23 protein-coding genes are annotated in these 26,687 nt (G+C 53.6%); all 23 read right to left on the bottom strand.

The window, feature by feature from the left end:
* Window positions 1–3 precede the first annotated feature (3 nt).
* The 23 genes from IAE48_RS06420 to wzc all read right to left on the bottom strand — a co-directional run bounded on the left by IAE48_RS06420 (window position 4) and on the right by wzc (window position 26,687).
* The gene (locus tag IAE48_RS06420) at window positions 4–1,266 is read right to left on the bottom strand and encodes a flippase (protein ID WP_200133844.1); all 1,263 of its coding nucleotides are present in this window, start codon (window positions 1,264–1,266) and stop codon (window positions 4–6) included.
* Window positions 1,267–1,269: 3 nt separating this feature from the next.
* Complete coding sequence (rfbA, locus tag IAE48_RS06415) at window positions 1,270–2,151, bottom strand: glucose-1-phosphate thymidylyltransferase RfbA (protein ID WP_139568097.1); 882 nt, start codon at window positions 2,149–2,151, stop codon at window positions 1,270–1,272.
* A 21-nt stretch (window positions 2,152–2,172) separates the two neighbouring features.
* Window positions 2,173–3,072, bottom strand: a complete 900-nt coding sequence (rfbD, locus tag IAE48_RS06410) for a dTDP-4-dehydrorhamnose reductase (RefSeq protein ID WP_139568098.1) — start codon at window positions 3,070–3,072, stop codon at window positions 2,173–2,175.
* Window positions 3,069–4,157, bottom strand: coding sequence for a dTDP-glucose 4,6-dehydratase (gene rfbB / locus IAE48_RS06405; protein ID WP_200133843.1), 1,089 nt, complete (start codon window positions 4,155–4,157; stop codon window positions 3,069–3,071). Before rfbB ends, rfbD begins: the two co-directional genes overlap by 4 nt.
* A 400-nt stretch (window positions 4,158–4,557) precedes the next feature.
* A complete protein-coding gene (gene galF, locus IAE48_RS06400; RefSeq protein ID WP_094420942.1) occupies window positions 4,558–5,451 on the bottom strand; it encodes a GalU regulator GalF in 894 nt (297 codons plus the stop codon).
* A 177-nt stretch (window positions 5,452–5,628) separates the two neighbouring features.
* Complete coding sequence (gene wcaM / locus IAE48_RS06395; protein ID WP_200133842.1) at window positions 5,629–7,044, bottom strand: colanic acid biosynthesis protein WcaM; 1,416 nt, start codon at window positions 7,042–7,044, stop codon at window positions 5,629–5,631.
* A gap of 11 nt (window positions 7,045–7,055) precedes the next feature.
* Window positions 7,056–8,276 (bottom strand): colanic acid biosynthesis glycosyltransferase WcaL, encoded by a 1,221-nt coding sequence (gene wcaL, locus IAE48_RS06390; protein WP_200133841.1) that lies wholly within the window; start codon window positions 8,274–8,276, stop codon window positions 7,056–7,058.
* The gene (gene wcaK / locus IAE48_RS06385) at window positions 8,273–9,553 is read right to left on the bottom strand and encodes a colanic acid biosynthesis pyruvyl transferase WcaK (RefSeq protein WP_200133840.1); all 1,281 of its coding nucleotides are present in this window, start codon (window positions 9,551–9,553) and stop codon (window positions 8,273–8,275) included. The genes wcaL and wcaK overlap by 4 nt, the downstream gene beginning before the upstream one ends.
* A 32-nt stretch (window positions 9,554–9,585) precedes the next feature.
* Window positions 9,586–11,064, bottom strand: coding sequence for a colanic acid undecaprenyl disphosphate flippase WzxC (gene wzxC / locus IAE48_RS06380; RefSeq protein ID WP_124967870.1), 1,479 nt, complete (start codon window positions 11,062–11,064; stop codon window positions 9,586–9,588).
* A 9-nt stretch (window positions 11,065–11,073) separates the two neighbouring features.
* Entirely contained in the window at window positions 11,074–12,468 is a 1,395-nt protein-coding gene (wcaJ, locus tag IAE48_RS06375; protein WP_200133839.1) for an undecaprenyl-phosphate glucose phosphotransferase, read from the bottom strand.
* 55 nt (window positions 12,469–12,523) lie between these two features.
* Window positions 12,524–13,894, bottom strand: a complete 1,371-nt coding sequence (gene cpsG / locus IAE48_RS06370; RefSeq protein WP_200133932.1) for a colanic acid biosynthesis phosphomannomutase CpsG — start codon at window positions 13,892–13,894, stop codon at window positions 12,524–12,526.
* 107 nt (window positions 13,895–14,001) lie between these two features.
* Window positions 14,002–15,438 carry a mannose-1-phosphate guanyltransferase gene (gene cpsB, locus IAE48_RS06365; protein WP_200133838.1) on the bottom strand — a complete coding sequence of 479 codons (1,437 nt, stop codon included), beginning with the start codon at window positions 15,436–15,438 and terminating at the stop codon, window positions 14,002–14,004.
* Complete coding sequence (gene wcaI, locus IAE48_RS06360; protein ID WP_200133837.1) at window positions 15,435–16,742, bottom strand: colanic acid biosynthesis fucosyltransferase WcaI; 1,308 nt, start codon at window positions 16,740–16,742, stop codon at window positions 15,435–15,437. Before wcaI ends, cpsB begins: the two co-directional genes overlap by 4 nt.
* Window positions 16,739–17,212: a GDP-mannose mannosyl hydrolase gene (locus IAE48_RS06355; protein WP_023479130.1), complete on the bottom strand. Its 474-nt coding sequence runs from the start codon at window positions 17,210–17,212 to the stop codon at window positions 16,739–16,741. The genes wcaI and IAE48_RS06355 overlap by 4 nt, the downstream gene beginning before the upstream one ends.
* A 2-nt stretch (window positions 17,213–17,214) precedes the next feature.
* Window positions 17,215–18,180, bottom strand: coding sequence for a GDP-L-fucose synthase (locus IAE48_RS06350; protein WP_200133836.1), 966 nt, complete (start codon window positions 18,178–18,180; stop codon window positions 17,215–17,217).
* Between the two features lie 2 nt (window positions 18,181–18,182).
* Window positions 18,183–19,304, bottom strand: a complete 1,122-nt coding sequence (gmd, locus tag IAE48_RS06345) for a GDP-mannose 4,6-dehydratase (protein ID WP_023479093.1) — start codon at window positions 19,302–19,304, stop codon at window positions 18,183–18,185.
* Window positions 19,305–19,329: 25 nt separating this feature from the next.
* A complete protein-coding gene (gene wcaF, locus IAE48_RS06340; protein WP_042712841.1) occupies window positions 19,330–19,884 on the bottom strand; it encodes a colanic acid biosynthesis acetyltransferase WcaF in 555 nt (184 codons plus the stop codon).
* Window positions 19,885–19,906: 22 nt separating this feature from the next.
* Entirely contained in the window at window positions 19,907–20,653 is a 747-nt protein-coding gene (wcaE, locus tag IAE48_RS06335; RefSeq protein WP_200133835.1) for a colanic acid biosynthesis glycosyltransferase WcaE, read from the bottom strand.
* 13 nt (window positions 20,654–20,666) lie between these two features.
* Window positions 20,667–21,887 carry a colanic acid polymerase WcaD gene (gene wcaD / locus IAE48_RS06330; protein ID WP_076770131.1) on the bottom strand — a complete coding sequence of 407 codons (1,221 nt, stop codon included), beginning with the start codon at window positions 21,885–21,887 and terminating at the stop codon, window positions 20,667–20,669.
* Window positions 21,862–23,079 carry a colanic acid biosynthesis glycosyltransferase WcaC gene (gene wcaC, locus IAE48_RS06325; RefSeq protein ID WP_200133834.1) on the bottom strand — a complete coding sequence of 406 codons (1,218 nt, stop codon included), beginning with the start codon at window positions 23,077–23,079 and terminating at the stop codon, window positions 21,862–21,864. The genes wcaD and wcaC overlap by 26 nt, the downstream gene beginning before the upstream one ends.
* Window positions 23,076–23,567 (bottom strand): colanic acid biosynthesis acetyltransferase WcaB, encoded by a 492-nt coding sequence (gene wcaB / locus IAE48_RS06320; RefSeq protein WP_042712835.1) that lies wholly within the window; start codon window positions 23,565–23,567, stop codon window positions 23,076–23,078. Before wcaB ends, wcaC begins: the two co-directional genes overlap by 4 nt.
* Window positions 23,567–24,412 carry a colanic acid biosynthesis glycosyltransferase WcaA gene (wcaA, locus tag IAE48_RS06315; protein WP_200133833.1) on the bottom strand — a complete coding sequence of 282 codons (846 nt, stop codon included), beginning with the start codon at window positions 24,410–24,412 and terminating at the stop codon, window positions 23,567–23,569. The genes wcaB and wcaA overlap by 1 nt, the downstream gene beginning before the upstream one ends.
* Window positions 24,413–24,518: 106 nt before the next feature.
* Window positions 24,519–26,687, bottom strand: coding sequence for a tyrosine-protein kinase Wzc (gene wzc, locus IAE48_RS06310; protein WP_200133832.1), 2,169 nt, complete (start codon window positions 26,685–26,687; stop codon window positions 24,519–24,521).

The following is a 26,687-nucleotide window of genomic DNA, read 5'->3' as shown; positions in this document are numbered from 1 at the left end:
GTATCAATGTCTTTTATTTAACATTGCAGAAATAAAAAACAAAGCAAAAAAATCGATTATGACTCTGATGGACCATGCGTATGCTGTACCAATCAATCCGTAATGACTTGTGAGTGCGTACAGAACGAGAAAGTATGGGATAACTTCAGCGCAATGTAATAATGCTGTTATTTTAGATTTTCCTAGCGACTGAATAGCTGAAAACGGGATCTGCGCTAATGAATTGAACAAAAAGCCCGTTAACAGAATAAAAAATATTTCAGAAGATTTTATAAAATATTGGGGCCCTAACCAGTAATACATTATCTTCCCAGAGAAAATCAAGCAAAATGCTACTAAGGGAACACAGATTAAAGCCATTATCAAATACGAGAATTTAAGTTCTTTTTTAAACTTAGCTATATCTGATAAACCACTTAACCTTGGGAATACCGCTCTTGAAATGGAAGTGGGTACAATACTCATCCGCGAAATGATTTCAGCAGGCGCGGTATAGTAGCCTACGTTCTTCGCACCCAAAATGTAAGATATAATAAAACGGTCAAAATAAACCATCATTGGGCTTATTATATTACTTACAGTCATCCAGCCACCAAAATAGACCAGACGTTTAAATACTTTTGGATGAAAAGCCAGGCCCGCTGCAACTATATCTTTTCGTAATACCAGGAAAGATATTACAAATGAAATGAACCTACCAGCAATCAAACCTGAGACAGCAGAGACAAGGCTGACATTGTAATATACTAAAACCGCAGGCAACCCTACTATAAAGGTGTTTGATATGGTTTTCTGAATATTTAATACGCCAAACTTTTCTTCACCCTCAAGTATTGAAACCCATAGCTGATTGAGGATAAATAAGGGAATAGCGAATAATAATATTTCAAGCGCGTGCTTTGCATCTACTTTATAACTGTCAGATACGTTAATAAAAGCAATAACCGTATCAATTTTAAAATAAATTAACAAAGACAGAAATACACTTATGCCGGCCAGAAACAATGTCGACGTCGAGATTATTCTGTTTTTTTCATTTTGATCATCTTTATATAGCGCTATCTCGCGGATAATAGCCCTGGTTAGCCCAAAATCAAAAATACTGGCATAACCTACTAGCGCCATTGCAAGTGTATATATACCAAACAACTCAGGACCTAGCGCTCTTGCAATAAAACCCAAAGCAGGAATAGCAATCAGAGTTGGTATAACATATCCGGCAAGGTTAAATGTGCTATTCCTTATCAGAGCATTTTTTATCAACATAGACTATACTTTTTTATTCGCTAATTTCATTAAATACTTGCCGTAGTTATTTTTATTAAGCGGAGCGGCCAGTTCTCTCAATTTATTCTCATCAATAAATCCCTGGCGAAAAGCGATCTCTTCAGGGCAAGAAACTTTTAGGCCCTGACGTTCTTCAATCGTCGCAATGAAGTTGCTGGCCTCAATCAGGCTTTGATGCGTTCCGGTATCCAGCCACGCATAACCACGGCCCATCATCGCAACTGACAACCTGCCCTGCTCTAAATAAAGACGGTTGATATCGGTAATTTCAAGTTCGCCACGCGCCGAAGGTTTCAGGCTTTTTGCCATCTCAACGACGTCATTATCATAGAAGTAGAGACCGGTGACAGCATAGTTACTTTTCGGTTCTGTCGGCTTCTCTTCCAGGCTGATAGCGGTGCCTTCAGAGTTAAACTCCACCACGCCATAGCGTTCGGGATCGTTAACGTGGTAAGCGAACACCGTTGCGCCACTTTCCTGATTAACCGCGCTCTCCAGGAGTTTCGGCAGATCGTGTCCGTAAAAAATATTATCGCCAAGTACCAACGCACAAGCATCGTTGCCAATAAACTCTTCGCCAATAATAAATGCCTGCGCAAGCCCATCCGGGCTCGGCTGCACTTTATATTGCAGGTTCAAGCCCCACTGGCTACCGTCACCCAGCAGCTGTTCAAAGCGGGGCGTATCTTGCGGCGTACTGATAATCAGCACATCGCGAATGCCCGCCAGCATCAGGGTGGAGAGCGGGTAGTAAATCATCGGTTTGTCGTAAATTGGCAGCAATTGCTTACTGACAGCCATGGTGACCGGATAAAGACGTGTACCAGAACCACCTGCCAGAATAATACCTTTCCGTGTTTTCATTTCGCTATCTCAAACAATGAGTTAAAGAGCTGTTGTAGTGAACAACTCTGCCAACATTCTTTTTACGCCCTGTTCCCAGTGCGGGAGAACCAGGCCAAAAGTGCGCTGAAACTTCTCGGTATTCAGCCTTGAATTGTGCGGTCGTTTCGCGGGCGTTGGGAAACTCTCGGTCGCTACAGGGTTTAATTTTGTGAGAGCGAGCTCGATGCCTGCTTCACGGGCTTCAGCGAAAACCAGTGCGGCATAGTCGTGCCAGCACGTCTCACCGCCTGCGACCAGATGATACAGACCCGCTACTTGTGGATCCGTCAGCGCAGTGCGAATAGCATGCGCGGTGCAGTCAGCAAGCAGTTCGGCGCCCGTCGGAGCACCGAACTGATCGTTGATAATGGAAAGTTCCTGACGCGTTTTCGCCAGATTAAGCATTGTTTTTGCGAAGTTGTTGCCTTTACCGGCATAGACCCAGCTGGTGCGAAAAATCAGATGCTTCGGGCAATTTGCACGCAGCGCGTTTTCACCATCCAGTTTTGTTTGACCGTAGACGTTCAGGGGCGCGGTGCTATCCGTTTCAACCCACGGCTTATCACCGTTGCCGGGAAAAACGTAATCCGTTGAGTAGTGTACAACCCACGCATCGATCTTTGCCGCTTCTCGAGCAATCGCCTCGACACTTTTCGCGTTAAGCAGCGAAGCAAACTCGACTTCAGACTCTGCTTTATCAACTGCCGTATGAGCAGCAGCATTGACGATCACATCGGGCTTGATACGGCGGACCGTCTCAGCCACACCTTCTGGATTAGAGAAGTCGCCGCAATACTCTTTTGACTGGAAATCCAGCGCAGTGACATTGCCAAGGGGTGCAAGGGCGCGTTGAAGTTCCCAGCCAACTTGTCCGTTTTTGCCAAACAGCAGAATATTCATTGGCTGCGTTCCCCGTAGTTTTGCTCGATCCAGGACTGGTAAGCACCGCTCTTCACATTTTCAACCCATGCGGTATTGGCTAAATACCACTCAACCGTTTTACGAATACCGCTTTCAAAGGTTTCCTGCGGCTTCCAGCCTAGTTCGCGGCTGATTTTATCTGCGTCAATCGCGTAACGGCGATCGTGGCCCGGACGGTCAGTTACATAGGTAATCTGATCGCGGTAGGAACTGGCTTTCGGCACGATTTCGTCAAGCAGATCGCAGATGGTGTGTACCACATCAAGGTTCTGTTTTTCGTTATGGCCACCGATGTTATAGGTTTCACCTGCAACGCCCTCGGTCACTACCGTATAGAGCGCACGGGCATGATCCTCCACATAAAGCCAGTCACGGATCTGGTCGCCTTTGCCATAAATTGGCAGCGGCTTACCTTCAAGGGCGTTGAGGATCACCAGCGGAATCAGTTTTTCAGGGAAGTGGAATGGACCGTAATTGTTAGAGCAGTTCGTCACAATGGTAGGGAAGCCATAGGTCCTGCGCCATGCGCGCACGAGATGATCGCTAGAGGCTTTGGAAGCAGAGTAAGGGCTACTCGGTGCATAGGCGGTGGTTTCGGTGAAAAGTGGCAGCTTTTCGTCAGCGGCAACTTCATCCGGATGAGGCAGATCGCCATAAACCTCGTCAGTCGAGATGTGGTGGAAGCGAAACGCGGCTTTACGTACCTCATCCAGTTGCGCCCTATATTGACGGGCTGCTTCGAGCAGAACGTAAGTACCCATAATATTGGTTTCGATAAAGGCGGCCGGGCCGGTAATGGAACGGTCTACATGGCTCTCTGCGGCCAGGTGCATCACTGCATCAGGTTGATGTTCAGCGAAAATACGCGCCATCGCTGCGCCATCACAGATGTCTGCATGCTCAAACGCATAACGGGCGCTCTTATCAACTTCTGCTAATGATTGCAGATTTCCGGCATAGGTTAATTTATCAACATTAACCACATGATCCTGAGTGTTATTAACAATATGACGCACAACTGCAGAGCCAATAAAGCCTGCACCACCGGTGACCAGTATTTTCACGAGAATTATCCGTACTTGCTTTGCAATGTTTAGAACGCGATCGGCGGGTAATGGAAGAAGCGTGAGCAAATAAAAGGCACGCTACCGCCCCAGGCTTTCAGCTACCCGAACGCTGTGTGGGACAGTCAACATTAATTATTGTCAGGGCCCTACACACGCGTCATTCCCGCTGCGCTGGGCACAAAATGCTAAGCGGCTATTCTCCGCTGAAACAGCCATAGAAACAAGGGAAAATCTATAGACTAAAAGCTTAAAAAATCCACATAACTACCTTTTTTAATTGTTTATTTTTAGATAGAAACAAAAAAAGGCAGTAAGAATAACCTGAGAGCAAACTCTCTCAACGTCACTCTTTACTGCCCTGTTAATCAGGCATAAAGCACCGGATTAATTTATTTGATTATTGCGCCAGCAATTTCTGAATACTATCGCGGAATTTCTGACCTTCTTTCAGGTTGCGCAGGCCATAGTTCACAAACGCCTGCATGTAACCCATCTTCTTACCGCAATCGTAGCTATCGCCGGTCATCAGCATGGCATCAACGGACTGTTTCTCCGCCAGACGGGCGATAGCATCAGTCAGCTGAATACGTCCCCAGGCACCCGGCTCGGTGTTTTCCAGCTCTGCCCAGATATCCGCAGAGAGCACATAGCGCCCTACTGCCATCAGATCGGAATCCAGCGTCTGCGGCTGGTCCGGCTTCTCAATAAACTGCACGATGCGGCTTACCTTGCCTTCGCTGTCCAGCGGCTCTTTGGTCTGGATAACCGAGTACTCAGAGAGATCGCCCTTCATACGTTTTGCCAGCACCTGGCTGCGGCCGGTTTCGCCAAAACGCGCCACCATTGCGGCGAGGTTGTAACGCAGCGGATCGGCGGTTGCCGTGTCCAGCACGATATCTGGCAGGACGACGATAAACGGATTGTCACCCACAATCGGGCGCGCGCAAAGGATGGAGTGGCCCAGGCCCAGCGGCTGCGCCTGACGCACGTTCATGATAGTAACGCCCGGCGGGCAGATGGACTGCACTTCCGCCAGCAGCTGGCGCTTAACGCGCTGTTCAAGCAGCGCTTCAAGCTCGTAGGAGGTGTCGAAGTGGTTTTCTACCGCGTTTTTTGACGAGTGGGTGACCAGAACAATCTCTTTGATCCCCGCGGCGACAATCTCGTCGACAATGTATTGAATCATCGGCTTGTCGACAATCGGCAGCATCTCTTTTGGAATCGCTTTTGTAGCGGGAAGCATATGCATCCCAAGTCCGGCTACCGGAATAACTGCCTTTAAATTAACCATTATTTCTTCCACCTATAAATTATTGATGAATTATAAACCCTTGACCTGTTTTCGCCAGTGCGTTCATGGCAAACAGGTATGAAAATGGCGACGAGTGATGTTCCCTCATGACAACAGATGTAATCCTAACGCCCCGGTTTAATCTCCAGGATTCCTCGCAAAAGCCTCAAAAGAGGCTTATGACCGTTTAGCGGGTAAGCGGAAGTTTAAATTTTCGACATTTACGGTGTGCTGATCGACACGATCGATATCAACGGAGCTTTGACCGTTCTCATTTACTGCGTGAATATTCGCCATCGACAGCAGGGTCTCATTTTTCGCCATAAAACGGCCACGCACATCTTTGCGCAGGTCGAAGTTGAGCTTCAGCGCCGGGCCTACGGACGCATCCTGCGTAATGTGGATATTACGCAGGAAGAGGTGCTGCGGCTTATTGTGTAGCTCAAGAGTAGCCTGCTGCATCTTGATGTTGGTGATGGCGACAAACGAGGTCGCGTTACCGGAGGAGACCTGGATACCGCGCAGCTTATATTTGCTGCTGCTGTTATCCTGCTGAATATCGTTAAGTTTGAAATTTTGCGGAATGGATAAATAATCGCCTTTAATCACGCCGTAACCAATCAGCATGCCGGCACTATTTTCCATGGTGACATTATCGATAACGAAATTATCACAGCCATAAATAGCCACCGTGGCGTTATCAATCCCCGCTTTTTTACTGAAGTCCGGCGTAATGTTTTTCGCTTTGATATTGCGAATAACAAAATGTTTACCGTTTTCCACATGCACCAGCTGGCGGCAATTACTGCCGGTGATATTTGCCACGACAAAGTTTTTCACCGACTGATCTTCCGGGTAGTTATTGTCATAGGTGCTGCCCGCTAACCCGATGCCAATCCCCCAGTTAATTTTGCCGTTGGTGCAGTTAATATTGTCGATCACATGATCGGAGATAAGGATATTGCGGTCATTGATTGCCACGTTCCACTCAATGGCATCGCCCTGCAGATCGCTAAAGCGGCTATGGGTAATGCGCGCGCCATCCAGCTGGTTATGGAAGCCCTGGCGTAAAATGCCGTAGTTGGCTTTGCTGATGTTGATGTTATCAATCACCAGATTGCGCATCACGCGCTTCTCTTTACCGCCGATGTAGATCTGCATTACCGGGCCATAACCGCTCATGCTGACACCTTTAATGGTGCAGTCTGAGCCGCGTACATCCAGCATAACGTTATAGAGGCTGCCGCCCTGCTCGCCGATAACCTTACTGCCGTCCTGCAGCACAAGACGCCCGCGTCCGCTGCCTTTTAACGCCCCGCGCACCAGCAGCGTTTTCCCGGCGGGAATGAAAATGCCGGTATTGATGTTTTCGCACACCAGCCCGGCGGGCACCTCCACCGTCTGCGCGTCGGCAAAGGCCTTATTGAGCGCAGCCGGCCAGTCATTATGGTTGTAATCGCTTAACTTTACCGTGTCACTGCGCCCAAGGGCGCGCGCGGCAGGCATATGCAGCAGGGGAAGCGCCGCCAGCGCAGAGCCGGCGGTCAGGAAGGATCGGCGCGTCAGCGCGGTTGAGCGTCGTTTCGCAGTCATAAAGCCTCTCATCAAAGCGTTTGCAGCAGACTGGCCAGTTGCTGGTTGATAATCGTTTGATTAAAGTCCGTTTCAACTTTCTCCCGGGCGCGGGTCACCACCGGCGTAAGCTCCTCACTCGCCATCTGACCAAAGGAGGCCAGACGTTCAGCCAGCGCTTCGGCGTCGTTTTCCGGCACCAGCCAGCCGGATCGTCCGGCGTCGATCAGTTCCGGAATACCGCTGTGAACGGTCGAGACCACGGGGATCCCAACGGCCATCGCCTCCATCAGCGCGACCGGAATACCTTCCATATCGCCATCGGTGCCGGTAATGGAAGGGAGTAGAAAGACATCCGCCTCATCGAGCAGCGCTTTTACTTCATGGCTTGGCTTAAAGCCGGGCATCTCAATCACATCCTCAAGCTGGAACTGCTCGATCAGGGTGCGCAGACGGCGCTCCCAGGGGCCGATGCCCAGAATGCGGTATTTGAACGCCACACCGCGCGCTTTCAACAAGCGGCAGGCTTCGATGGCAACGTGCAGCCCCTTTTTCTCCGTTAAACGCGCAACAGAGATAATTTGCAGCGGACGGCCAGGCGATTTCACCTCGCGCAGGCTGAAGCGCGTCATATCGACGCCCATACGCGAGACGGCAATCTTATTCTGCGGACAGCCCATGGTGAGCAGTCGCCCGGCCCACAGATCGCTTATCGGCAGCATCAAATCGCCGCGCTTAAAGAGCTGCTGATACTCCGGGGTGTAGTGCGTAAGCACATCGCGGTGCGAGATATCGATCCCGTGAAAGACGGTGGCGATCTTGCCTTTCAACACGCCAAGTTCGCGCAGTTTCGCCGCGGTAACGCCCGCCGGGCCAAAGTGGGCGATAAAGACATCGGCGCTAAAAGTTTGCGGCGCAAGGCCGCAAATCGCTGGCAGGATCAGGTTGCGCGCCTCATCACCGTAACGGGAGAGGTTGAGCGCTTTCCAGGTCGACGGCTTAAACATGCCGCGGGCGATGGCCTGGCCGCGATAGCCCAGCTTCGCCAGTTTCCCTTCCGGCTCCGCCAGCAGCCAGTGCGTCTTCTCCGCCAGCTTATATTCAGTGTAAGCGGCGTGAGTATTGTTCATATCGCCCTTGTGCAGGGCGACGATCTCAACCTCAAATCCCATATTGATAAAGGCAACAATCTGGTTGAGGACAAACGTTTCGGACGAGAGAGGAAATTTCAGCAAAAAGAAGCCGACTTTCATTTCACCCCCTGCACGCGCTCGAGCACCGATTGCACCATCTTGATGCCCTGCTCGCGCTCGGCCGCCACCGCCGTTGCCAGCCGTGCGTTGATCGCCGGCAACTGGCCCAGCGTATCTGCCGCCATTGACGCCAGCGAACCGTCAAGCAGATGGCGAATATCCACCGCCATCTCCGGCATGCCGAGCTGCTGCATAATACCGGCCGACTTGTGTTCGTAGTTAATGGCAATCGCAGGCGTGCCGAAGTTCATGGAGATGATCGCTGAGTGCAGGCGCGTGCCGATGGTTAAATCGCACGCGGCGAGGATTTTGCCCATCTCCAGGTCGTTCAGCTCATCCATCACCACGTGGTAGCGGGAAGGATCCTGGATATGCTGGCGCAGGTTAAGCGCCACCATACGGTCATCTTTGTTATAGCTATCGATGCCGGTACAGGTAGAGAGCGCAATCACCTGATAGCCTGCGTCAATCACGCGGTTGACGACATCCGCAAAGGCCTTTTCATACGCCTGCTGGGTGGTGCCAAGGCGTTTATCAAACGGCGCCAGTTCACGCAGGGTAATGGCAACAGTCTTATCTTTTGCCGCCAGATCCAGCCAGTGCTGAACGGCATAGCTGGCGGTGAAATCCTCCTGATGGTGATCCACCAGCCAGGCGGTATCGACGCCCTGCTCCACTTTATCGGTGGTGATGCCGCTCTGCTTCATCAGATTGAGGCTGACATGCTCGCGCAGGATCAGCGCATCGCAATGGCCGAAGACGTAGTTCGCCAGCTTGTTGAAGTCGTCGTTCTGGAACGGCCCGACGCTGTGACCAATCATAAACAGCGGCTTTTTCGCCATAAAGGTGCAGAGCGCATGTTCAAACTGCGGCACACCGTAGAGATCGACAAAGAAAGAGCCGCCAACCTGGATAATCGCATCGTAATCCGCCAGACGGCGCACAAAATCGGTAAACCCCTGAGCGATGGCGATATTGCGCAGTTTGCCGGTATCGGTCACGCGGGAGAGCAGCACCTGATGCTGGTAGCGACGGCGCAGCACTTTCTTCACGCGCCCCATCAGGCCAGCGGCGTTGTTGTGCGCTTTCATCTGGCTGTAGAGCGGGTCGCCCATCACCGGGCGATTGAGTAACCAGGAGGAGCTGACCGGATAGCGGCTCATCACATCCACTTCCGCCTCAGGATTCAGGCGGGCAATAGCGTCCAACAATCCACGTAAAATTGCGCTGTCACCACGGTTGCCGCATGTGTGATTGCCAAGGATCAATAATTTCATAACGACCTCATAAAGGGGTTCAATAAGGTTTCTTATCCTGCGCGAAGCAGTGTTTTCAATTTCTCGTTGCGGCAAAACTGACGCTTCATCTCCACCACCAGCGCGTTACGCGACAAAATCAGCATAATGGCGAAGGCGATGGCACCCGCAGCAACCTGAATCGCCAGCATGGCGGCAAGCGGCAGATGGCCGTTCAGCGCCAGGCCGAGGCCATAACTGACCACCAGCGTCGGCAGCGACAGGTAGAACGGCAGCCACAGGCTGAGGATGTACTGGCGGTAGCTCGAACCGAGCACCGGTTTAATCATCACGAAGTAGCTCAGAATGGTGTTGATAATCTGCACCAGCAGGAAGCCAAGCGTAACGCCCAGCGCACCGGCCATATGGCCGCCAATAATGATCGCCGGAATAAAGAGAAACGTTTTAAAGACGTTGAATTTAAAGCTGATATCGACACGCGCTTTCGCCATCAGCAGCGAACCGATCGGGTTACCGACCGCGCGCAGCAGACCAACGATGCACAGCAGTTGCAGGATCGGAATGATGCTGTTCCACTTCTCGCCAAACACCAGCGGCACAAAATTATTCGACACCACCATCAGCCCGAGCAGGATCGGGAAGTTGATAATTCCCACCACCGACAGCAGCTTGTAGAAGTTCAGGCGCAGCTTCTCGGTGTCATCCTGGATCTTGGCGAACGCCGGGAAGAGCACACGGGTAATGATCGGGTTGAGCTTCATCGGCGGCACTACCGCCACGTTGTAGGCGAGGTTGTATCCCCCGGCGACGCTCGCACCGAGGATACGCGCCAGCACCAGCGTAGAGAGGTTAGTGTTCACGTAGTTGATGATGCTGTCTGCGGTCAGCCACGCGCCAAAACGCAGGTTGGAGCTGACGGAAGCCAGGGAGAAGTGCAGACCGGGGCGGTAGATCTTGCGGCCAAAGTAGCCGAACAGCAGCGTACGCACGGCGCTGTTAACCAGATAACCGAGGATCGCGGTCATCGCAAGCGGCCAGAAGAAGGCGCTGATCACCGTAAAGCTGAAGCCCGCCATTACCGACAGGGTTTCAATCGCGCCAATCTTGTTGAACTCCAGCTCTTTTTGCATCAGCGCGCGGAACTGCTGCCCGTGCGGGATCACCACAAACGCCACCGACAGGGTTTTGATCAGCGGTGCCAGATCCGGGTTGTTCAGCACGTCAGCAATCATGTTGCTCAAGGAGAAGACCGCGATGCAGACCACAATCCCCAGCCCGACGTTGAGCCAGTAGAGCGTGGTCAGCTCAAGGTGGCTGATCTCTTTGCGCTGAATAATCGAGTTAGCGATACCAAAATCCGACAGCGTATCCGCCAGCGCGATAATCACCAGCGAGACGGTCAGCAGACCGAACTGGTGATTATCGATAATGCGTGCCAGCACCGTCATCTGCACCAGCCCCAGACCGATAATGGTCAGAGTGGCCATGGCTGACCACTTTGCTCCGCTGATGGTTTTTTCTCTCAGGCTCATGACCTTTCCTTAATACGCCGCTTTGTTCACAAAGCCTTTAAAGATGGTCAGAAAAACGATCTTGATATCGAACCACAGGCTCCATTCGCGGATGTACTCCAGATCGAACTCAATGCGTTTTTCCATTTTTTCCAGCGTGTCGGTCTCGCCGCGCCAGCCGTTAATCTGCGCCCAGCCGGTAATGCCCGGTTTCACTTTATGACGCAGCATGTAGCCCTCAATCAGCGCACGATACTGCTCGTTATGCGCAACGGCGTGAGGACGCGGGCCAACAATCGACATCCCGCCGGTGAGCACGTTGATAAACTGCGGCAGCTCATCAAGGGAGGTGCGGCGCAGGAAGCTGCCCACTTTGGTGACGCGTGGGTCGTTCTGCGTCGCCTGGGTCACCACGTTGTCGTTCTCCATCACCTTCATCGAGCGGAACTTCCACACTTTGATCGGCTTACCATCCATGCCGTAGCGCGTCTGGCGGAAAATGATCGGCCCCGGCGAACTCATCTTCACCGCCACAGAGATGGCCAGCAGAACCGGCGAAATCAGCAGCAGAATCAGCGACGAGAGCACAATATCTTCCAGGCGTTTCAGGATGCGGTTTACACCTGAGAGCGGCGTGTCATACAGCGGCACAATCGGAACGCCATTCACCTCTTCAATGCGCGAATGCAGGATATTGAAGGTGAAGACATCCGGGATCAGGATCACCGAACAGGTGGTATCCGCGAGATCGCGCACCAGTTTTTTGATGCAGACGGCGTCATTCATCGACATTGCGATATAGACGTTATGGATCTTGCCGCTGCGGGCATCTTCAACCAGTTGCTCAAGGTTGCCCGCCCAACCGGTATCAATACCGCCCGGTTTCGGATCGTAATAGACCCCGACCACATCGAAGCCGAGCCACGGCTCATTGCGGAAACCGTCGAGCAGCGCTTGCCCCATCGGCATATCCCCCGCCACGGCGACGCGACGGGTGTTATACCCAAGATTGCGCAGCCAGCCGGCACCGAAGCGGATCACCGCCCGGCTAAACATCAGGCCGAGGCTGGTTAACAGATACCAGGTAAGATAAAGCGAGAAGGTGACATCAAAGTCCGAGTTGAATGACATCAAACCGGCGCTGAAGATGATACTTAGCGTCCAGTTCTGCAACAGCAGCGTCAGTTCGGTCATCATTCTGACGCCGCGCCAGGAGCGGTAGAAATCGGTCATGCCGCCGATCATCTGGAATACTACCAGCGTGGTCAGCGCCATCAGCAGATGCATGTAGAAAAATGGCAACGCATTGACTTTGCACACCAGCCACAACCCAGCGAACATAATGGTGATGTCTGAGAATCGCTGCACGATAGAGATTAACGATGCATTCGTTTTGGCCCGGTCGCGCTTTTTTAGATTTGTCATCGTTGTACCTGCCTGTTTGCCCTCCTCCCCTCATGGGGAGGAGAACGACTAAGAGTTACTGATTCAACAGCGCCAGAATTTCCTGCGTTCGCGCCTCCATCAACGCCACGTCTTGCCGGGATTCGACATTCAGACGCACCACCGGCTCGGTGTTGGAGGAGCGCAGGTTAAAGCGCCAGTCGGCAAAGGCGATGCTGATGCCGTCGGTGTAATCCACCTCCAGCGCGTCCGGTGCGTAGCGATCTTCAACGCGTTTGATGGCGCTAACCGGATCCGCCAGCTTGCTGTTGATCTCGCCGCTCGCCGGGAAGGCCACCATGCGATCGCCCACTAATTCGGCCAGGGTTTTGCCTTTCAGGCACAGCAGCTCAGTCACCAGCAGCCACGGGATCATGCCGCTGTCGCAGTAGGCGAAATCGCGGAAGTAGTGGTGCGCGCTCATCTCGCCGCCGTAAATGGCGTCCTCTTCGCGCATGCGCTCTTTGATGAAAGCGTGGCCGGTTTTTGACATCACCGGCGTACCGCCTGCGCGGCCAACCACGTCAACGGTGTTCCAGGAGAGACGCGGATCGTGAATGATTTTCGCGCCAGGGTGTTTTTCGAGGAACGCTTCTGCCAGCAGGCCAACGATGTAATAGCCCTCAATAAACTGGCCCTTGTCGTCGAACAGGAAGCAGCGGTCGAAGTCGCCGTCGAAGGCGATGCCCATATCCGCCTGATGCTCAATCACCGCGTTGCGGGTATCGTCGCGGCACTCCGGCAGCAGCGGGTTAGGAATACCGTGCGGGAAGGTGCCATCCGGCTCGTTGTGCACTTTGATAAAGCTCACCGGCACATTAAGCGCCTTAAACCGCGCTTCAATGGCGTCGATCACCGGGCCTGCGGCGCCGTTACCGGAGTTGATCACCAGTTTCAGCGGTTTGAGGTTAGCGGTGTTGATGTAGCCGAGCAGATGGTCGATATAGTCATCGCGCAGGGAGATTTGCTTGTAGCTGCCGCGTTTTTCCGGGTTAACCGGCGGGAAGTCGTTGGCTTCCGCCAGACGCTGCACGTCGCGCAGGCCGGTGTCGCCGCTGATGGGGCGCGCGCCTTTGCGCACCAGTTTCATGCCGTTGTAGTCCATCGGGTTGTGGCTGGCGGTCACTTCGATACCGCCGTCAACGCCGAGATGGAAGGTGGCGAAATAGATCTCTTCGGTACCTGAAAGACCAATATCCAGCACATCAACGCCAGCGTCCTGCAAGCCTTTGGCTAACGCCAGCTTCAGCGATTCGCTGGTCTGGCGCACATCGCCGCCGAGCACAATGGTCTGCGGCTTCAGGTACTCCCCGTAGGCGCGGCCAATACGCCAGGCTATATCTTCATTGAGTTCTTCGCCCAGCTTTCCGCGAATATCGTAAGCTTTAAAACAGGTTAATTTTTCCATCATTACCTCTTCTTCAGGCAACAGTCAGCCTTGACCGCAACTGGCCACATAAATGTTATCAATAGTTGTTCTGGCCGAACCCGCGCGCGGCGGGCCGGCAATGGACGTTAAATACGCCCGTAACGATCGGCGAAGCGCACAATGTCATCCTCTTCCAGGTACGAACCGGAGCGTACCTCAATCAGGTCGAGAGGGATCTTGCCCGGGTTTTCCAGGCAGTGGCGTGCGCCGAGCGGAATATAGATAGATTCGTTTTCGCCCAGCAGTTTGACTTCATCATCGATGGTGACTTTTGCCGTACCGGCAACCACCACCCAGTGCTCGGCGCGGTGGTGGTGCATCTGCACCGACAGCCCCTCGCCCGGTTTCACGGTGATGCGTTTCACCTGGTAGCGATCGCCTGCATCGATGGAGTCATATTTACCCCACGGGCGGTAAACTTCGCGGTGAATATGGTGCTCGTGACGCCCTTCGGCTTTGATCTTCTCGACCACCTTTTTCACGTCCTGCACCGCATTACGGTCGGCAATCAGCACGGCGTCTTTGGTCTGCACCACCACCAAATCTTTTACGCCAACGGTGGTCACGAGACCCGATTCGGCATAGACGTAGCTGTTTTCGGTTTTGTGGCTGATCACATCGCCGTGGTGCACGTTGCCTTCCGGCGTCTGCTGGCTGATCTCCCACAGCGAAGACCAGGAGCCAACATCGCTCCAGCCTGCGTCCATCGGCACCACCACTGCATCGGCAGTGCGTTCCATTACCGCGTAGTCGATAGACTCTTCCGGGCAGGCGAGGAACGCGTCTTCATCAACGCGGATAAAGTCCATATCCGGGTCGGTGGCATCCATCGCCTTTTCACAGGCTTCAAGAATGTCCGGGCGATATTTTTCCAGCTCTTCGAGGTAGCGACCGGCGCTGAACAGGAACATGCCGCTGTTCCAGTAGTATTCGCCGCTGGCGACATACCCCTGGGCAGTTTCCAGGTTCGGTTTTTCGACAAACTGCGCCACTTCAAACGCCACCGCATCAACCTGGCCCGGGCTGACTTCGCCGCGGCGGATGTAGCCGTAACCGGTTTCGGGCATATCCGGCACGATACCGAAAGTAACCAGTTTGCCCGCCTCGGCATACGGCATGGCATTACGTACCGAAGTACGGAACGCCTCTTCATCCTGAATAACGTGGTCCGCTGCCAGCACCAGCATCAGCGGATCGCTATCCGGGTTGTGGCGTTTAACCGCCAGCGCCGCCAGCGCAATCGCCGGTGCGGTGTTGCGGCCTGCCGGTTCAAGAATGATGTTCTCCGTCAGCTTGTTAAGCTGGCGCAGCTGTTCTGCGACGATAAAACGGTGCTGCTCGTTACAAATCACCACCGGGCTTTCGCACTCAACGCCGTTCAGGCGGCAGACGGTGGTCTGCAACATGGTGAGATCGCCCTTCAGGCAGAGAAACTGTTTAGGGTAAAGCACGCGGGAAAGTGGCCACAGACGGCTGCCGGAGCCCCCGGCCATCACGACCGGATAGAGTTGCGTTTGACTCATGATTTATCCCCATTGCCGTCGAAATTGAGGCGCGCCTCTTGCGCCGCGCCATCGTGGGCGGCGGCGGGCGTCGCGGATTTCTCCGGGCTGATATCTGCAATAAACTGGCTTAACACGTTCTCTTTTTCGAGCGTGCGTTCGGCATATTCACGTGCCACCGTGTTGTTTGTGGGCAGCGCTAACGCGCGTTCAATGCCCGAGGTCAGCGCATCGACCGATTCCGGTTCGACGCAGACCGCAATGCCAGGCTCAGTCAGGCAGAGCTGGCCAAGTTCGGTACTCTCTTCGGCGGTGATCACCGCATTGCCGCCCACCGCCAGAATGTTGGTCAGCTTGGAGGGCAATACCGCATCCGCCGCGCCGCGCTTCTGGATAACCAGGTGGCAATCGCCAAGCGTGAGCAGCGCCGGCAGCGCTTCATAAGGCTGCAACGGGAAGAATTTCACATTGTCGAGGCCGCGCTCGCTAACCATTTTCTCCAGCCGCGCTTTGCCCCCGCCCTGTCCGACGATGGCGAACAGCCACGGATGGCCCTTCAGTCGCGCAGCGGCTTCAATCACATTTTCTAATCCCTGCTTCTCGCCGATGTTGCCGGAGTAAAGAATGATTTTTTTGTCATCCGGCAGACCGAGGTCGCGGCGTAACTGCGCAACGCTTGCCGCGTCGACATCACGAAAACGCGCCACTTCGGACCAGTTCGGGAAGAAGATAATCTTGTCGGCTGACACGCCCTTCTCACGCGCTTTGTTCATCATCGAGCGGGAGATGGTAGAGACGTTGTCAACGTTATGCAGATTGCTGCGTTCAAACGCGGCCGCCATTTTTGCCACCAGGCCGCCTTTACCTTTGCCCGCCATGCCTAACCCGAGCATGGCGTCCACTTCATAATCCTGAATGTGCAGCAGCGTGCGTGCGCCGCTCAGTTTTGCCAGCAGGCGCATGCCCGGCGTGCAAAACAGCGTCGGCACCACGCCGATGATGCGATCCGGCTTCCAGCTGCGCTGGGCCATCAGCGGGAAAAAGCTGCTGACAGCAAAGCTGCCTAAGTGCAGCAGACGCTTGATGGTCGACGGCTGCTTCGGCACGTAGAGCGGGCAGCGCCACACCGTGGCGGCGCCCTGCTCTTTACGCCAGCGCCAGGCACTGTAAGGGTGCCCGACTTTCCACTCCGGGTAGTACGGCGGCGCAGTGATGACGCGAACGTCATGGCCCTGACGGGCCATCCACTCCACCATTTCGCCGGTGTACTTACCGATCCCGGTCAGCTCCGGCGAATAGTTGATGCCATAAACCAGGATTTTCATAAGCCCGGCACTCCCTGCGCGTCGAGGAAATAGGCGCGGCTGTTGTCATGAACCAGCGGGTCAGCAATCAACGCCTCCGGCGAAACCCAGCGATAGTCATCGTGCTGCTCCGTTGGCAGGGCGAGGGTCTCCTCGTCCACGCGCAGACGGAAGCCGAGCACGATGTAGTGGGTCGTAAAATCGGGGCCGGAGAAGTTATCGTCATAGAAGTGCTGCCAGACGCCGTAAAACTCACCTGCCGACATCGGCAGGCGCAGTCCCAGTTCCGCCTGAGTCAGCCGCTCGAAAGCGGCTGCCAGCGGCTCGTCCTTTTGCACGCGTCCGCCCGGCACGAACCAGTATCCCTGGGCCGGACGGTTAGTGCGTTTGCCGAGTAAAAACTCGCCGCGTGAGTTCTCCACGATCAGATCGATGGAGATCAGCGGGGTGGAACGCACCACCGTGGCAAAATCTTCATGACTTAAAAACATGCTTACCCCCGGAACCGGTGCTGGTTTTCAAGGAACCACTGGTAGGTGCTTGCCAGCCCCGCTTCCAGTGAGATCTCGTGATACCAGCCCAGTTGATGCAGACGGGTCACGTCCAGCAGCTTACTCGGCGTGCCGTCCGGCTTAGTGGCGTCAAACACCACGCGGCCTTTGTAGCCCACAACGCTTGCAACCGTCTGCGCCAGTTCGCGAATGGTGCAGTCAACGCCGGTACCGACGTTGATATGCGACAGCATCGGTTCGGTATTCTCCTGCCACACTTCGCGCGCCAGCTCCTGCACATGAATGCTGGCTGCTGCCATATCATCCACATGGAGGAATTCACGCATCGGCGTGCCGCTGCCCCACACCACCACGTCTGCCGCATTCTCCTGAGTCGCTTCATGGAAACGACGCAGCAGCGCAGGAATAACGTGCGAGTTGCTCGGGTGGAAGTTGTCGTGCGGACCATACAGGTTGGTCGGCATCACCGAGCGGTAGTCGCGGTCATACTGGCGGTTATACGATTCGCACAGTTTGATCCCGGCGATTTTGGCAATCGCGTACGGCTCGTTCGTCGGCTCCAGCGTCCCTTGCAGCAGCTCGCTTTCAGCAATCGGCTGCTTCGCCAGTTTCGGGTAGATGCAGGACGAACCGAGGAACAACAGCTTGTTCACGTCGTGCTTGTGCGCCGAGTGAATGATGTTGCTCTCAATCATCATATTTTCGTAGATGAAGTCCGCCGGGTAGGTATTGTTCGCCACAATACCGCCCACTTTCGCTGCTGCCAGGTAAATCTGGTCAATACGTTCGCTGGCGAAAAACGCGTCCACCGCTGCGGCATCTAACAGGTTCAGCTCTTCGCGCGAGCGCAGCACCAGTTCGATATCCGCACGCTGTTCGAGCTGCCGTACGATGGCTGACCCCACCATCCCGCGATGGCCAGCCACAAAAACACGTTGTTTGGTCATGCTCAGGACTCCAGCGCGATGGCAACCTCGTAACCGTGGGCCTTAAGCAGTGAATGTTTTTTCGCTGCTTCCAGATCTTTTGCCACCATTTCGGAGACCATCTCCTGCAGGGTAGTTTCCGGTTTCCAGCCCAGTTTTTCGTGCGCTTTGGTCGGGTCGCCCAGCAGGGTTTCCACTTCAGCAGGACGGAAGTAACGCGGGTCAACGGCAACAATCACATCACCCGGTTTCACGCCCGGCGCATCGTGGCCAGTTACGGAAACAACGATACCCTTCTCTTCGACGCCAGTGCCTTCGAAGCGCAGTTTGATACCCAGCTGAGCGGCAGCCATTTCCACGAACTGACGTACGGAATACTGCACGCCAGTCGCGATAACGAAGTCTTCCGGCTGTTCCTGCTGCAGCATCATCCACTGCATTTTCACGTAGTCTTTGGCATGGCCCCAGTCACGCAGGGAGTCCATGTTGCCGAGGTAGAGGCAGGATTCCAGGCCCTGAGCGATGTTAGCGATCGCGCGGGTGATTTTACGGGTCACGAAGGTTTCGCCGCGACGCGGGGATTCGTGGTTGAACAGAATGCCGTTACAGGCATACATGCCGTAGGATTCACGGTAGTTCACGGTGATCCAGTAAGCGTACAGTTTGGCAACGGCATACGGAGAGCGCGGGTAGAACGGCGTAGTCTCTTTCTGCGGGGTTTCCTGCACCAGGCCATACAGCTCAGAGGTGGATGCCTGATAGAAACGGGTTTTCTTCTCCAGACCCAGGAAGCGGATCGCTTCCAGCAGACGCAGCGTACCCATGGCGTCGACATCAGCGGTGTATTCCGGGGATTCGAAGGAGACCGCAACGTGGCTCATCGCACCCAGGTTGTACACTTCATCCGGCTGCACTTCCTGCAGGATACGGGTCAGGTTTGACGTATCGGTCAGATCGCCGTAGTGCAGGTGGAATTTCGGGTTGCTTGTGTGCGGATCCTGATAAATGTGATCAACACGCTCAGTATTGAAAGAGGAAGCGCGGCGTTTGATGCCGTGAACTTCGTAACCCTTTTCCAGAAGCAGTTCTGCCAGATAAGAGCCATCTTGCCCGGTAACGCCGGTGATGAGAGCGACTTTAGACATAATTTATTTTCCTCAATGTTCCCTGTTAGGGAGTTACCTTTTCAACGCGTTCGCGCGTTACCACTGCGGGATTGCCCCGACAAATCGCATTTGCCGGTAGCGATTTAAAAACACTGCTGCGCGCACCGACGACCGTGCCGTCGCCGATAGAAACGCCGGGAGCAACAAACACATCCGTCGCCAGCCAGCACTTCTCGCCAATCACGATGGGCGTCGCGTTAATATCGAAATGCGCGCTCATATAGTCGTGACTGCCGGTGCACAAATAACACTTCTGTGACACCACAGAATTTGCGCCGATGGTTATGTCGCCGAGCGTATATAACACCGCGTCATCCCCCACCCAGCTGTAATCACCCAGGGTTAATTTCCATGGGTAGGTAATTTTGACCGACGGTCGAATCACCACGCCTTTACCTACCTTTGCGCCGAACAGGCGTAATAAGAAGGCGCGCCAGCGATAAAGCACCTGCGGAGACCAGGCAAATAATGTCGCCTGTACCGCCCACCACAGTTGAACCTTAATAGCGTTCCCGCCCCGAAAGCCTTTCGGCACGGAGAATCCGTTTAAATCTTGCATATTCTTTCCTTATGTCCGGGCGTTACGCTTTGTTATATAAAGCCTTTGCTTTACCCGTCGTCCGTAAACGCAACATATAGGATAATTCTGCCCAGAAGCCCGGGACGTGTAATATCATGCGCTGAACTTTACGGGCGTCTTGACATAATTCGAGATTATTAGAAGTGGATACACCGCCCATCGAGAATTCAGATACCAGCCCTTTCAGACGCTTAAACGGAAAGCCCGCTTTAAACATTCTGGCCGCTAACGCGTAATCGGATGAGACTTTAAATTGCAGATCGTAGGGGTACGTTTTTAACCCGTGCACCGGGAAAAAGATGGCCTGATGGCTGGCCGGCAGGCTGTGATAAATATACCAGCCGCTTTTCGCATTGCGGCGCAGCTTGCTGCCGTCGCCGAAATCAAGCAGCGCATCGCCGATATACATCGCGGTCTCTTTCGCTTCGCTTAACTGGCGAACAACGTCGACGATCTCTTCATGGAAAATATCGCCAGAATTAAGAAATATCGCAAAACGTCCTGAAGCCATATCGATGCCTTTATTCATGGCATCGTAAATACCTTTATCGCGTTCGCTTATGAAACGTAAATTATATTGTCCATTGAGGCTTTTCAGAAAATCCTCAGTGCCGTCCTGTGAACCGCCGTCAACCACAATCCACTCGAAATCAATATCTTGCGCTTTCGCCAGGTGAGCCAGCGACTGCCAGGTCTTCATCACACCTTCATAATTGCGAAACGCGACAGTAATAACACTAAGCAGCATGTGACCCACCTTCTCATGAACTGACAATATTCAACGCTTTACGAAGAATAAATGGACAAACAATTAAAAATGCATATTCCGGACTAAAAATTGACCCCGTAAAAAACAACGAGATCGGGGTAAACAAGAAAAGTTGAACGCGAAAATTCTGATTGTTGCCAAAAGCATTCATCGTCATTTTAGCGACTTTAAACATGTACCATCCGGTCAGTATTACCGCTAACCATGAAAAATAAATGATCAGCAGATACAACCCATTGTCTATTGTTTTCCCGACGTCTGCACCGTTAAAGATTCCGAATGATGCGACATATTCATAAAGTGAGCCGAATCTTACTACGCCATCAATATTGGTCAGCGAATATCCAACCATCACAAGCGGACCGATAATTCGGTAATAAGAGGAGGAGCCTTCCGTTCCCAAATCGCCAATACGCGTTGCAATATAAGGAAAAGCAAATACGAGGCCCACGACAAACACCGCAAGTGAAATAATTGCCAGCGGTAATTTCTTCTGAATCGCCTCTTTATTGAGATACTGGAACGCCCATTCCAGCAGGTAAAACATGATGAATGTCATTACCCCGGAGAACGATCCTGAGAGAACTATCCCTGCCAGAATCATAGCATCGGTCTTCGGCGTTTTGATACCAAACTGTTTGATGCTGAGCCAAATTGAGATTAACGCCAGAGCGAAGAATGCCGGTTCGAAATAGAGCGCCGTGGTTCGCTTACCGCCGAACTTGATAAAATTCAGCACGTAACTGTTGCTGTAAATAAGATATTTCGAAATTATTTCCATCAAACTACTGCCGCCAGTAAGAATGATCTGAGCCATCTCCATTGCGGCGAGCGTGACAATTAACGCCACCACCATATAGAAAAATCTCAAAATCTTTCGATAGTTATGCGGCGAGATCGTTTTGAAGCGAATACTCCATACCATGCCAATAATGATCACAATGTAAACAAACAGCATTGTCGACGTGACATATTTGCTGGCATCCAGCGACTTACCGAAAATAAAGTTGAAGAGCGTTAATCCTGCACCGAGCATCAGCGCTAACATCAATTTTTTCAGGTTGATGCGCTCAACGTAGAGCAGCAGCATCACCGGTAAAAAGGTCACAATCGTGATCGGGAAGCTCTCACCGAGCTGGAATAATTTCACGTTGACCAGCAGGTAGATCAACGGCAGCAGCAGATAGCTACAGACTCTGATAGAACGAGACATACTCCTCCAGCATCTGATGACCGCTATAGGCCTGACGGCTGCGCGCGCGAAACGCGTCAAGGCTCTCGCCAAACACCGCCTGGGCGATTTCTGCTTTATGGCACTGCACCAGCGGCAGCACCTCCTCTTCACTGAAGGTCTTCCCGCCCGACTTTTGCAGCACTTCCCGCGCCGCATCGCTGTGGGTGGCGATCACCGGCACGCCAATAGAGAGGGCTTCGCAGAGGATCAGCGGGTAGTTATCGACGCGCGAACTAAAGACCAGCGCATCCATCTCATTGAGCTCGCTCATCAATTTACGCTTATCGGTCAGAAAGCCGTGGTTAACCACCTGCGGCCCCTCAAACGGGGAAAATTTGCCGAAGGTGTGCAGCTCGACGCGATCTTCAAGGGCCATAATGTCGCGCACCAGCTGTTGGTTGGTTTTCCCGTCGTAGCGTAAATCGTGGGCGACGATGGCGATCTTCGGTTTTCCCTGCGTCACTTTGACCGGCGCGAGCTGGGCAAGGATCTCCTCTGTCGCGACATCAATACCGTTGTTGATAATCTGGCAACGGCCAGCGCCATACAGACTGTTAAAGGCGTCAGCCACATGCTGGCTTGGGGAGATAAACTGGCAGCCCAGTGACAGCATGGTGTTAAACAGCTGGCGCTTGCGGCCCACTAACTGATGCGCGCGATCGATTTTGACCGGCGGATAGTTGCTCAGAGTCGGACACTTCTGGCAGTTGGTTTTCCACCCTTCGCAGCCGTCGGTAAAGGCGCAGCGGCCGGTGACGCTCCAGTGGTCGTGCAGCGTCCAGACGAAGGTGACGTCCGGTTTGTGCGCTTTTACGCGCTGGCAAAACGCCACCAGATCCTCAAGGTTGAGCCAGTAGCTGTGCATCACATGGAAATGGAGCACCAGTGGCCCCTCGCTGCGGGTCACGTTGCGATAAAGATTATTGAGATTGCCGAAAACATCGCGGTTAAAGAGGCGGAACAGCGCCAGGTTGGCAATCGAGGTCAGACGCGGCGTCTGTTTATAGACGTTCTGATAGTTGTCATGGCTGACACTCTTTTTGCCGCCTTTACCGTAGCCATAAATAAAGCGCGACTGATAACCCTGCTGCAGTGCCCGCTGGTGGAGATCCAGCGCAACACCCGCAGCACCGCCCTCTGCGAGGCGTACGTTAAACTGCAAAATATTCATTTAATCACCTTCACGCGCGCTTTTTCACCCACCACCAGCGCGTTGTCCGGCACACTGTCGAGCACCACGCTGCCTGCGCCGATGGTGACATTGTTGCCAATGGTAATATCGCCAATCATCACCACATTCGCCCCCAGCTCAACGCCGTTGCCGATGACCGGACAGGCCAGGCTGTCGGCGCCACGGTTGCCGATGGTCACACCATGGCGAATGGTAAAATCATCACCCGCGACGACATTTTTATTAATCACCACTGCATAACCGTGGTGAATGGTAAAACGTCGACCGATAGTTGCTGCCGCCTGGATCTCATAGCCAAACAGGCATTCGGTGATAAAGCGGTAGAGCAGAATGGCCGGCGCGGCCCAGATATTGTTAATCACATGCTTTTTGCGCCACACCGAGCAGAAGTGCGCGATACGGTAGGCGGCAACCATGCAGCACGGGCGCAAACTCCAGTGGTTTGCGCGAAAATCTTCCAGTCGCATTATTTACCCCGCAGCCCATCAGCCAGACGTTTGCCGTTGCGCACGGAAAAGAGCGTCAACAGCGTGCGCCAGTTCATCCGCTTGTTGCGGATCTGGTAGAGGGTGAAGAGTTGATACTTCTTGCTGGCACGGTCGAACTTATCTTTGTGCTTGCGATAGAAGTGGAAGTAGCCGGAGAACTTCTTCGGTGAAGAGGTGATCTGCATCTCGCCGTGGTTGATATGCAGGATCTGCGTCGCCTCTTCAATTTTGAACGGCTCGCCATAATCGGTAACCATACGCAGGAAGATATCGTAATCCTGGGCGGCTTTCAGTTGGGTATCAAACAGCGACTCTTTAAATCGCCACGCCCAGGTAAAGACCTGATTACCAACGATATTACGTTTGTAGAAGAGTTTGCGGGAGAACGGCGATTTCGGATAGAGCGGCAGGCTCGCCGGCTGCGCGTAGACTTCGCCCTGGCAAACATAATCATTGGCATAGAGAAACGCGCGGGTATTAAGCAGATGTTTATGGGCGAGAAAGACCGATAAGCGGTTTGGCGTCCACTCATCATCATCATCGATACCGGTAATGTATTGACCGCGCGCCTGCAGAATAGCCTGGTTGCGCACGGCGCAGGCACCGGAGTTGAAGTCGTTGCGCGTATAGCTGACGCGCGGGTCGCCCAGCTCATCAACAAACTGCTGCAGCTGATCGAACGACGCGGAGCAGTCATCAACGATGATCATTTCCCAGTGCGGGTAATCCTGGCGCAGCACCGATTTAATGGCGCGGATGGCCAGCTGCTGACGGTTCCAGGTAGGCATATAAATTGAAATTAATGGGTTTGCTGTTGTGCTCATGATGCGATCCCTAATGCGTTCAACATGCCGCTTTTCGCCCTCGCTTACGCCCTCCCCCCGTTAAGGGGAAGGGCGAAGCACGCTGAGGGTAGAGGTATAAGTCTTGTTATTTCGAGTCGGACTTGTATTCGTACTCGTAGTAGCCGTAATCCTGATAGCCGGTAGCGCGGCGGAAGATGGAGTTCAGGATGACGCCTTTCACCTGGATGCCGTTCTGCTCGAAGCGGCTCAGGCTGGTCTGGATCTCTTTCAGGGTGTTGACCGCGTAACGCGCCACCATCAGCGTGGTGCCCGCGTGGCGACCTACTACAGCCGCATCGGTCACCGCGAGGATTGGCGGGGTATCGATCAGTACCAGATCGTAGTTTTTGCTCGCCCAATCAATCAGCTGGGTAAAGCGTTCGCTCATCAGCAGCTCAGAAGGGTTAGGCGGCACCTGACCACGCGGAACCAGGTCGAAGTTGCTGATAGAGGTCGGCTTCGCGCAGCTTTCAATGGTGCCCTTCCCTGCCAGCACATCTGACAGACCGTTGATATTGTCGGTACCCAGCAGTTCGTGGGTGTAGCCTTTACGCATATCACAGTCGATCAGCAGCACGCGCTTGTTGGTCTGGCTGATAACCGCCGCAAGGTTGGCACAGACAAAGGTTTTACCGATGGAGGGGCTGACCCCGGTCATCATCAACACATTGTTGTTGGCCTGCATCATGGCGAAGTGGAGACTGGTACGCAGGCTGCGAACCGCTTCAATCGCCAGGTCGGTCGGGTTACCCACTGCCAGCAGTTGGCTCTGCTTGAAGCGGCGTGCGCCTTTGGCGACTTGCGCGTTATCACGCTCCTTCTGCCACTCGGAGAGCGGGATGCTGGCATAGACGCTGATACCGTGCTCTTCCAGCACCTGCGGGCTTTCGATACCGCGGTTGAAGAGGGAACGCAGCAGCACGCCAACGACGGAGATAATCAGACCGAAAATAATGCTGCCGAGAATAATCAGCGCTTTTTTCGGCTTCAGCACGCCAGGCTGGGTGATTGCCGGGTCAACGATGCGCACATCGCCCACGGTGCTCGCCTGAGTGATACGCAACTCCTGCTGTTTATTCAGCAACTGCATATAGACCTGCTGACCAGATTCAACGTCGCGGGTCAGGCGCACAATTTCCTGCTGCGTCTGCGGCATGGCCGTAATGCGTTTATTGAGCTTCGCCTTCTCATCTTCCAGCGCCTGGCGTTTCTCCAGCAGCGTGCGGTACGCCGGGTGCGCTTTGGTGTAGAGCTTGGAGATCTCCGCTTCTTTGAAGGTCAGTTCGTTCAACTGCGCATCAATGTTGACCACCGAGTCGAGCACTGACTTCGCTTCAAGCGGCAGGTCAACGGAGTCTTTCGTCTGACGATAGGCGTTGAGCTTATCTTCCGCGACGTCGAGGTTATGACGCACTTCCGGTAGCTGCTTATCGAGGAAGATCAGGCTTTTTGCCGCTTCTTCCGATTTGCGCTCAATATTCTGCTCAAGGTAGTTGCGGGTGATGCTGTTGAGAATGGCACGGATCTGGTCGCGATCTTCGCCGGTGTAGCTGAGGCTCAGCACGCCGGTGTCTTTACCGTTCTCCACAACCGTCAGGTTGTTTTGCAGATTGTTGATCATGCCAAGGGTCGAGAACTTGGTGACGGTAAACTCGCTGTCGTCAGAGGCCTGAATCGCGCTCACCATCATGGTGACGCCCTCTTTGCTCAACGGTTTGCCCACTTCACCGCGCGCTTCAAACCCACCGTCGCTGCTCAGCAGATAAGTTTTCGGGCTCAGCACTTTAAGGGTGAAGGTCTGATCCGCCCACCCTTTCGGCAGTTCGAATGAGGTGACCTTAACAGTCTCATTCTGCCGCCCCATCAGGCGATCCCAACCGGCGCCGAACAGTGGGAAGGTGTTTTTCACCACCGAGATGTCGAGGTCGAGATCGTCAACGGTTTTGCCCAGCACCAGACGGGACTGGATCAGCTGAATTTCCGCTTCTGACGCCGGCGGTTTGTTACTCAGCGCGCTGTTAATATCCTGCACCAGCGAACTGCCGGTATTCTGCTCGATCTGCACCAGCGCATCGGCGCTGTAAATGGGCGTGGCGAACATGCAGTAAACGAGCGCGGCGAGGGCAAATAGCGCGGTAATGCCCAGCACCCACCAGCGAGCCTCAATGATTGTGCCGAGCAGACGGCCAATATCGATTTCGTCATTGCCCACTGCCGACGTAGCAGAATGCGAATGGTGTGTTTTCTCTGTCAT

It is taken from the genome of Kosakonia sp. S57, assembly GCF_016516575.1.
Lineage (GTDB): Bacteria > Pseudomonadota > Gammaproteobacteria > Enterobacterales > Enterobacteriaceae > Kosakonia > Kosakonia cowanii.
This window is presented reverse-complemented; position numbering and strand designations above follow the sequence as displayed.

Coding starts and splice junctions, on each gene's coding strand:
- rfbD (WP_139568098.1), bottom strand. CDS start 3,072: ATGAATATTCTGCTGTTTGGCAAAAACGGACAAGTTGGCTGGGAACTT.
- wzxC (WP_124967870.1), bottom strand. CDS start 11,064: ATGAGCCTGAGAGAAAAAACCATCAGCGGAGCAAAGTGGTCAGCCATG.
- wcaI (WP_200133837.1), bottom strand. CDS start 16,742: ATGAAAATCCTGGTTTATGGCATCAACTATTCGCCGGAGCTGACCGGG.
- wcaL (WP_200133841.1), bottom strand. CDS start 8,276: ATGAAAGTCGGCTTCTTTTTGCTGAAATTTCCTCTCTCGTCCGAAACG.
- IAE48_RS06420 (WP_200133844.1), bottom strand. CDS start 1,266: ATGTTGATAAAAAATGCTCTGATAAGGAATAGCACATTTAACCTTGCC.
- wcaA (WP_200133833.1), bottom strand. CDS start 24,412: ATGAGCACAACAGCAAACCCATTAATTTCAATTTATATGCCTACCTGG.
- wzc (WP_200133832.1), bottom strand. CDS start 26,687: ATGACAGAGAAAACACACCATTCGCATTCTGCTACGTCGGCAGTGGGC.
- wcaD (WP_076770131.1), bottom strand. CDS start 21,887: ATGTCTCGTTCTATCAGAGTCTGTAGCTATCTGCTGCTGCCGTTGATC.
- cpsB (WP_200133838.1), bottom strand. CDS start 15,438: ATGAGTCAAACGCAACTCTATCCGGTCGTGATGGCCGGGGGCTCCGGC.
- wcaJ (WP_200133839.1), bottom strand. CDS start 12,468: ATGACAAATCTAAAAAAGCGCGACCGGGCCAAAACGAATGCATCGTTA.
- wcaM (WP_200133842.1), bottom strand. CDS start 7,044: ATGACTGCGAAACGACGCTCAACCGCGCTGACGCGCCGATCCTTCCTG.
- rfbA (WP_139568097.1), bottom strand. CDS start 2,151: ATGAAAACACGGAAAGGTATTATTCTGGCAGGTGGTTCTGGTACACGT.
- wcaC (WP_200133834.1), bottom strand. CDS start 23,079: ATGAATATTTTGCAGTTTAACGTACGCCTCGCAGAGGGCGGTGCTGCG.
- wcaF (WP_042712841.1), bottom strand. CDS start 19,884: ATGCAAGATTTAAACGGATTCTCCGTGCCGAAAGGCTTTCGGGGCGGG.
- IAE48_RS06355 (WP_023479130.1), bottom strand. CDS start 17,212: ATGTTTTTAAGTCATGAAGATTTTGCCACGGTGGTGCGTTCCACCCCG.
- galF (WP_094420942.1), bottom strand. CDS start 5,451: ATGGTTAATTTAAAGGCAGTTATTCCGGTAGCCGGACTTGGGATGCAT.
- gmd (WP_023479093.1), bottom strand. CDS start 19,304: ATGTCTAAAGTCGCTCTCATCACCGGCGTTACCGGGCAAGATGGCTCT.
- wcaB (WP_042712835.1), bottom strand. CDS start 23,567: ATGCGACTGGAAGATTTTCGCGCAAACCACTGGAGTTTGCGCCCGTGC.
- wcaE (WP_200133835.1), bottom strand. CDS start 20,653: ATGCTGCTTAGTGTTATTACTGTCGCGTTTCGCAATTATGAAGGTGTG.
- IAE48_RS06350 (WP_200133836.1), bottom strand. CDS start 18,180: ATGACCAAACAACGTGTTTTTGTGGCTGGCCATCGCGGGATGGTGGGG.
- cpsG (WP_200133932.1), bottom strand. CDS start 13,894: ATGGAAAAATTAACCTGTTTTAAAGCTTACGATATTCGCGGAAAGCTG.
- wcaK (WP_200133840.1), bottom strand. CDS start 9,553: ATGAAATTATTGATCCTTGGCAATCACACATGCGGCAACCGTGGTGAC.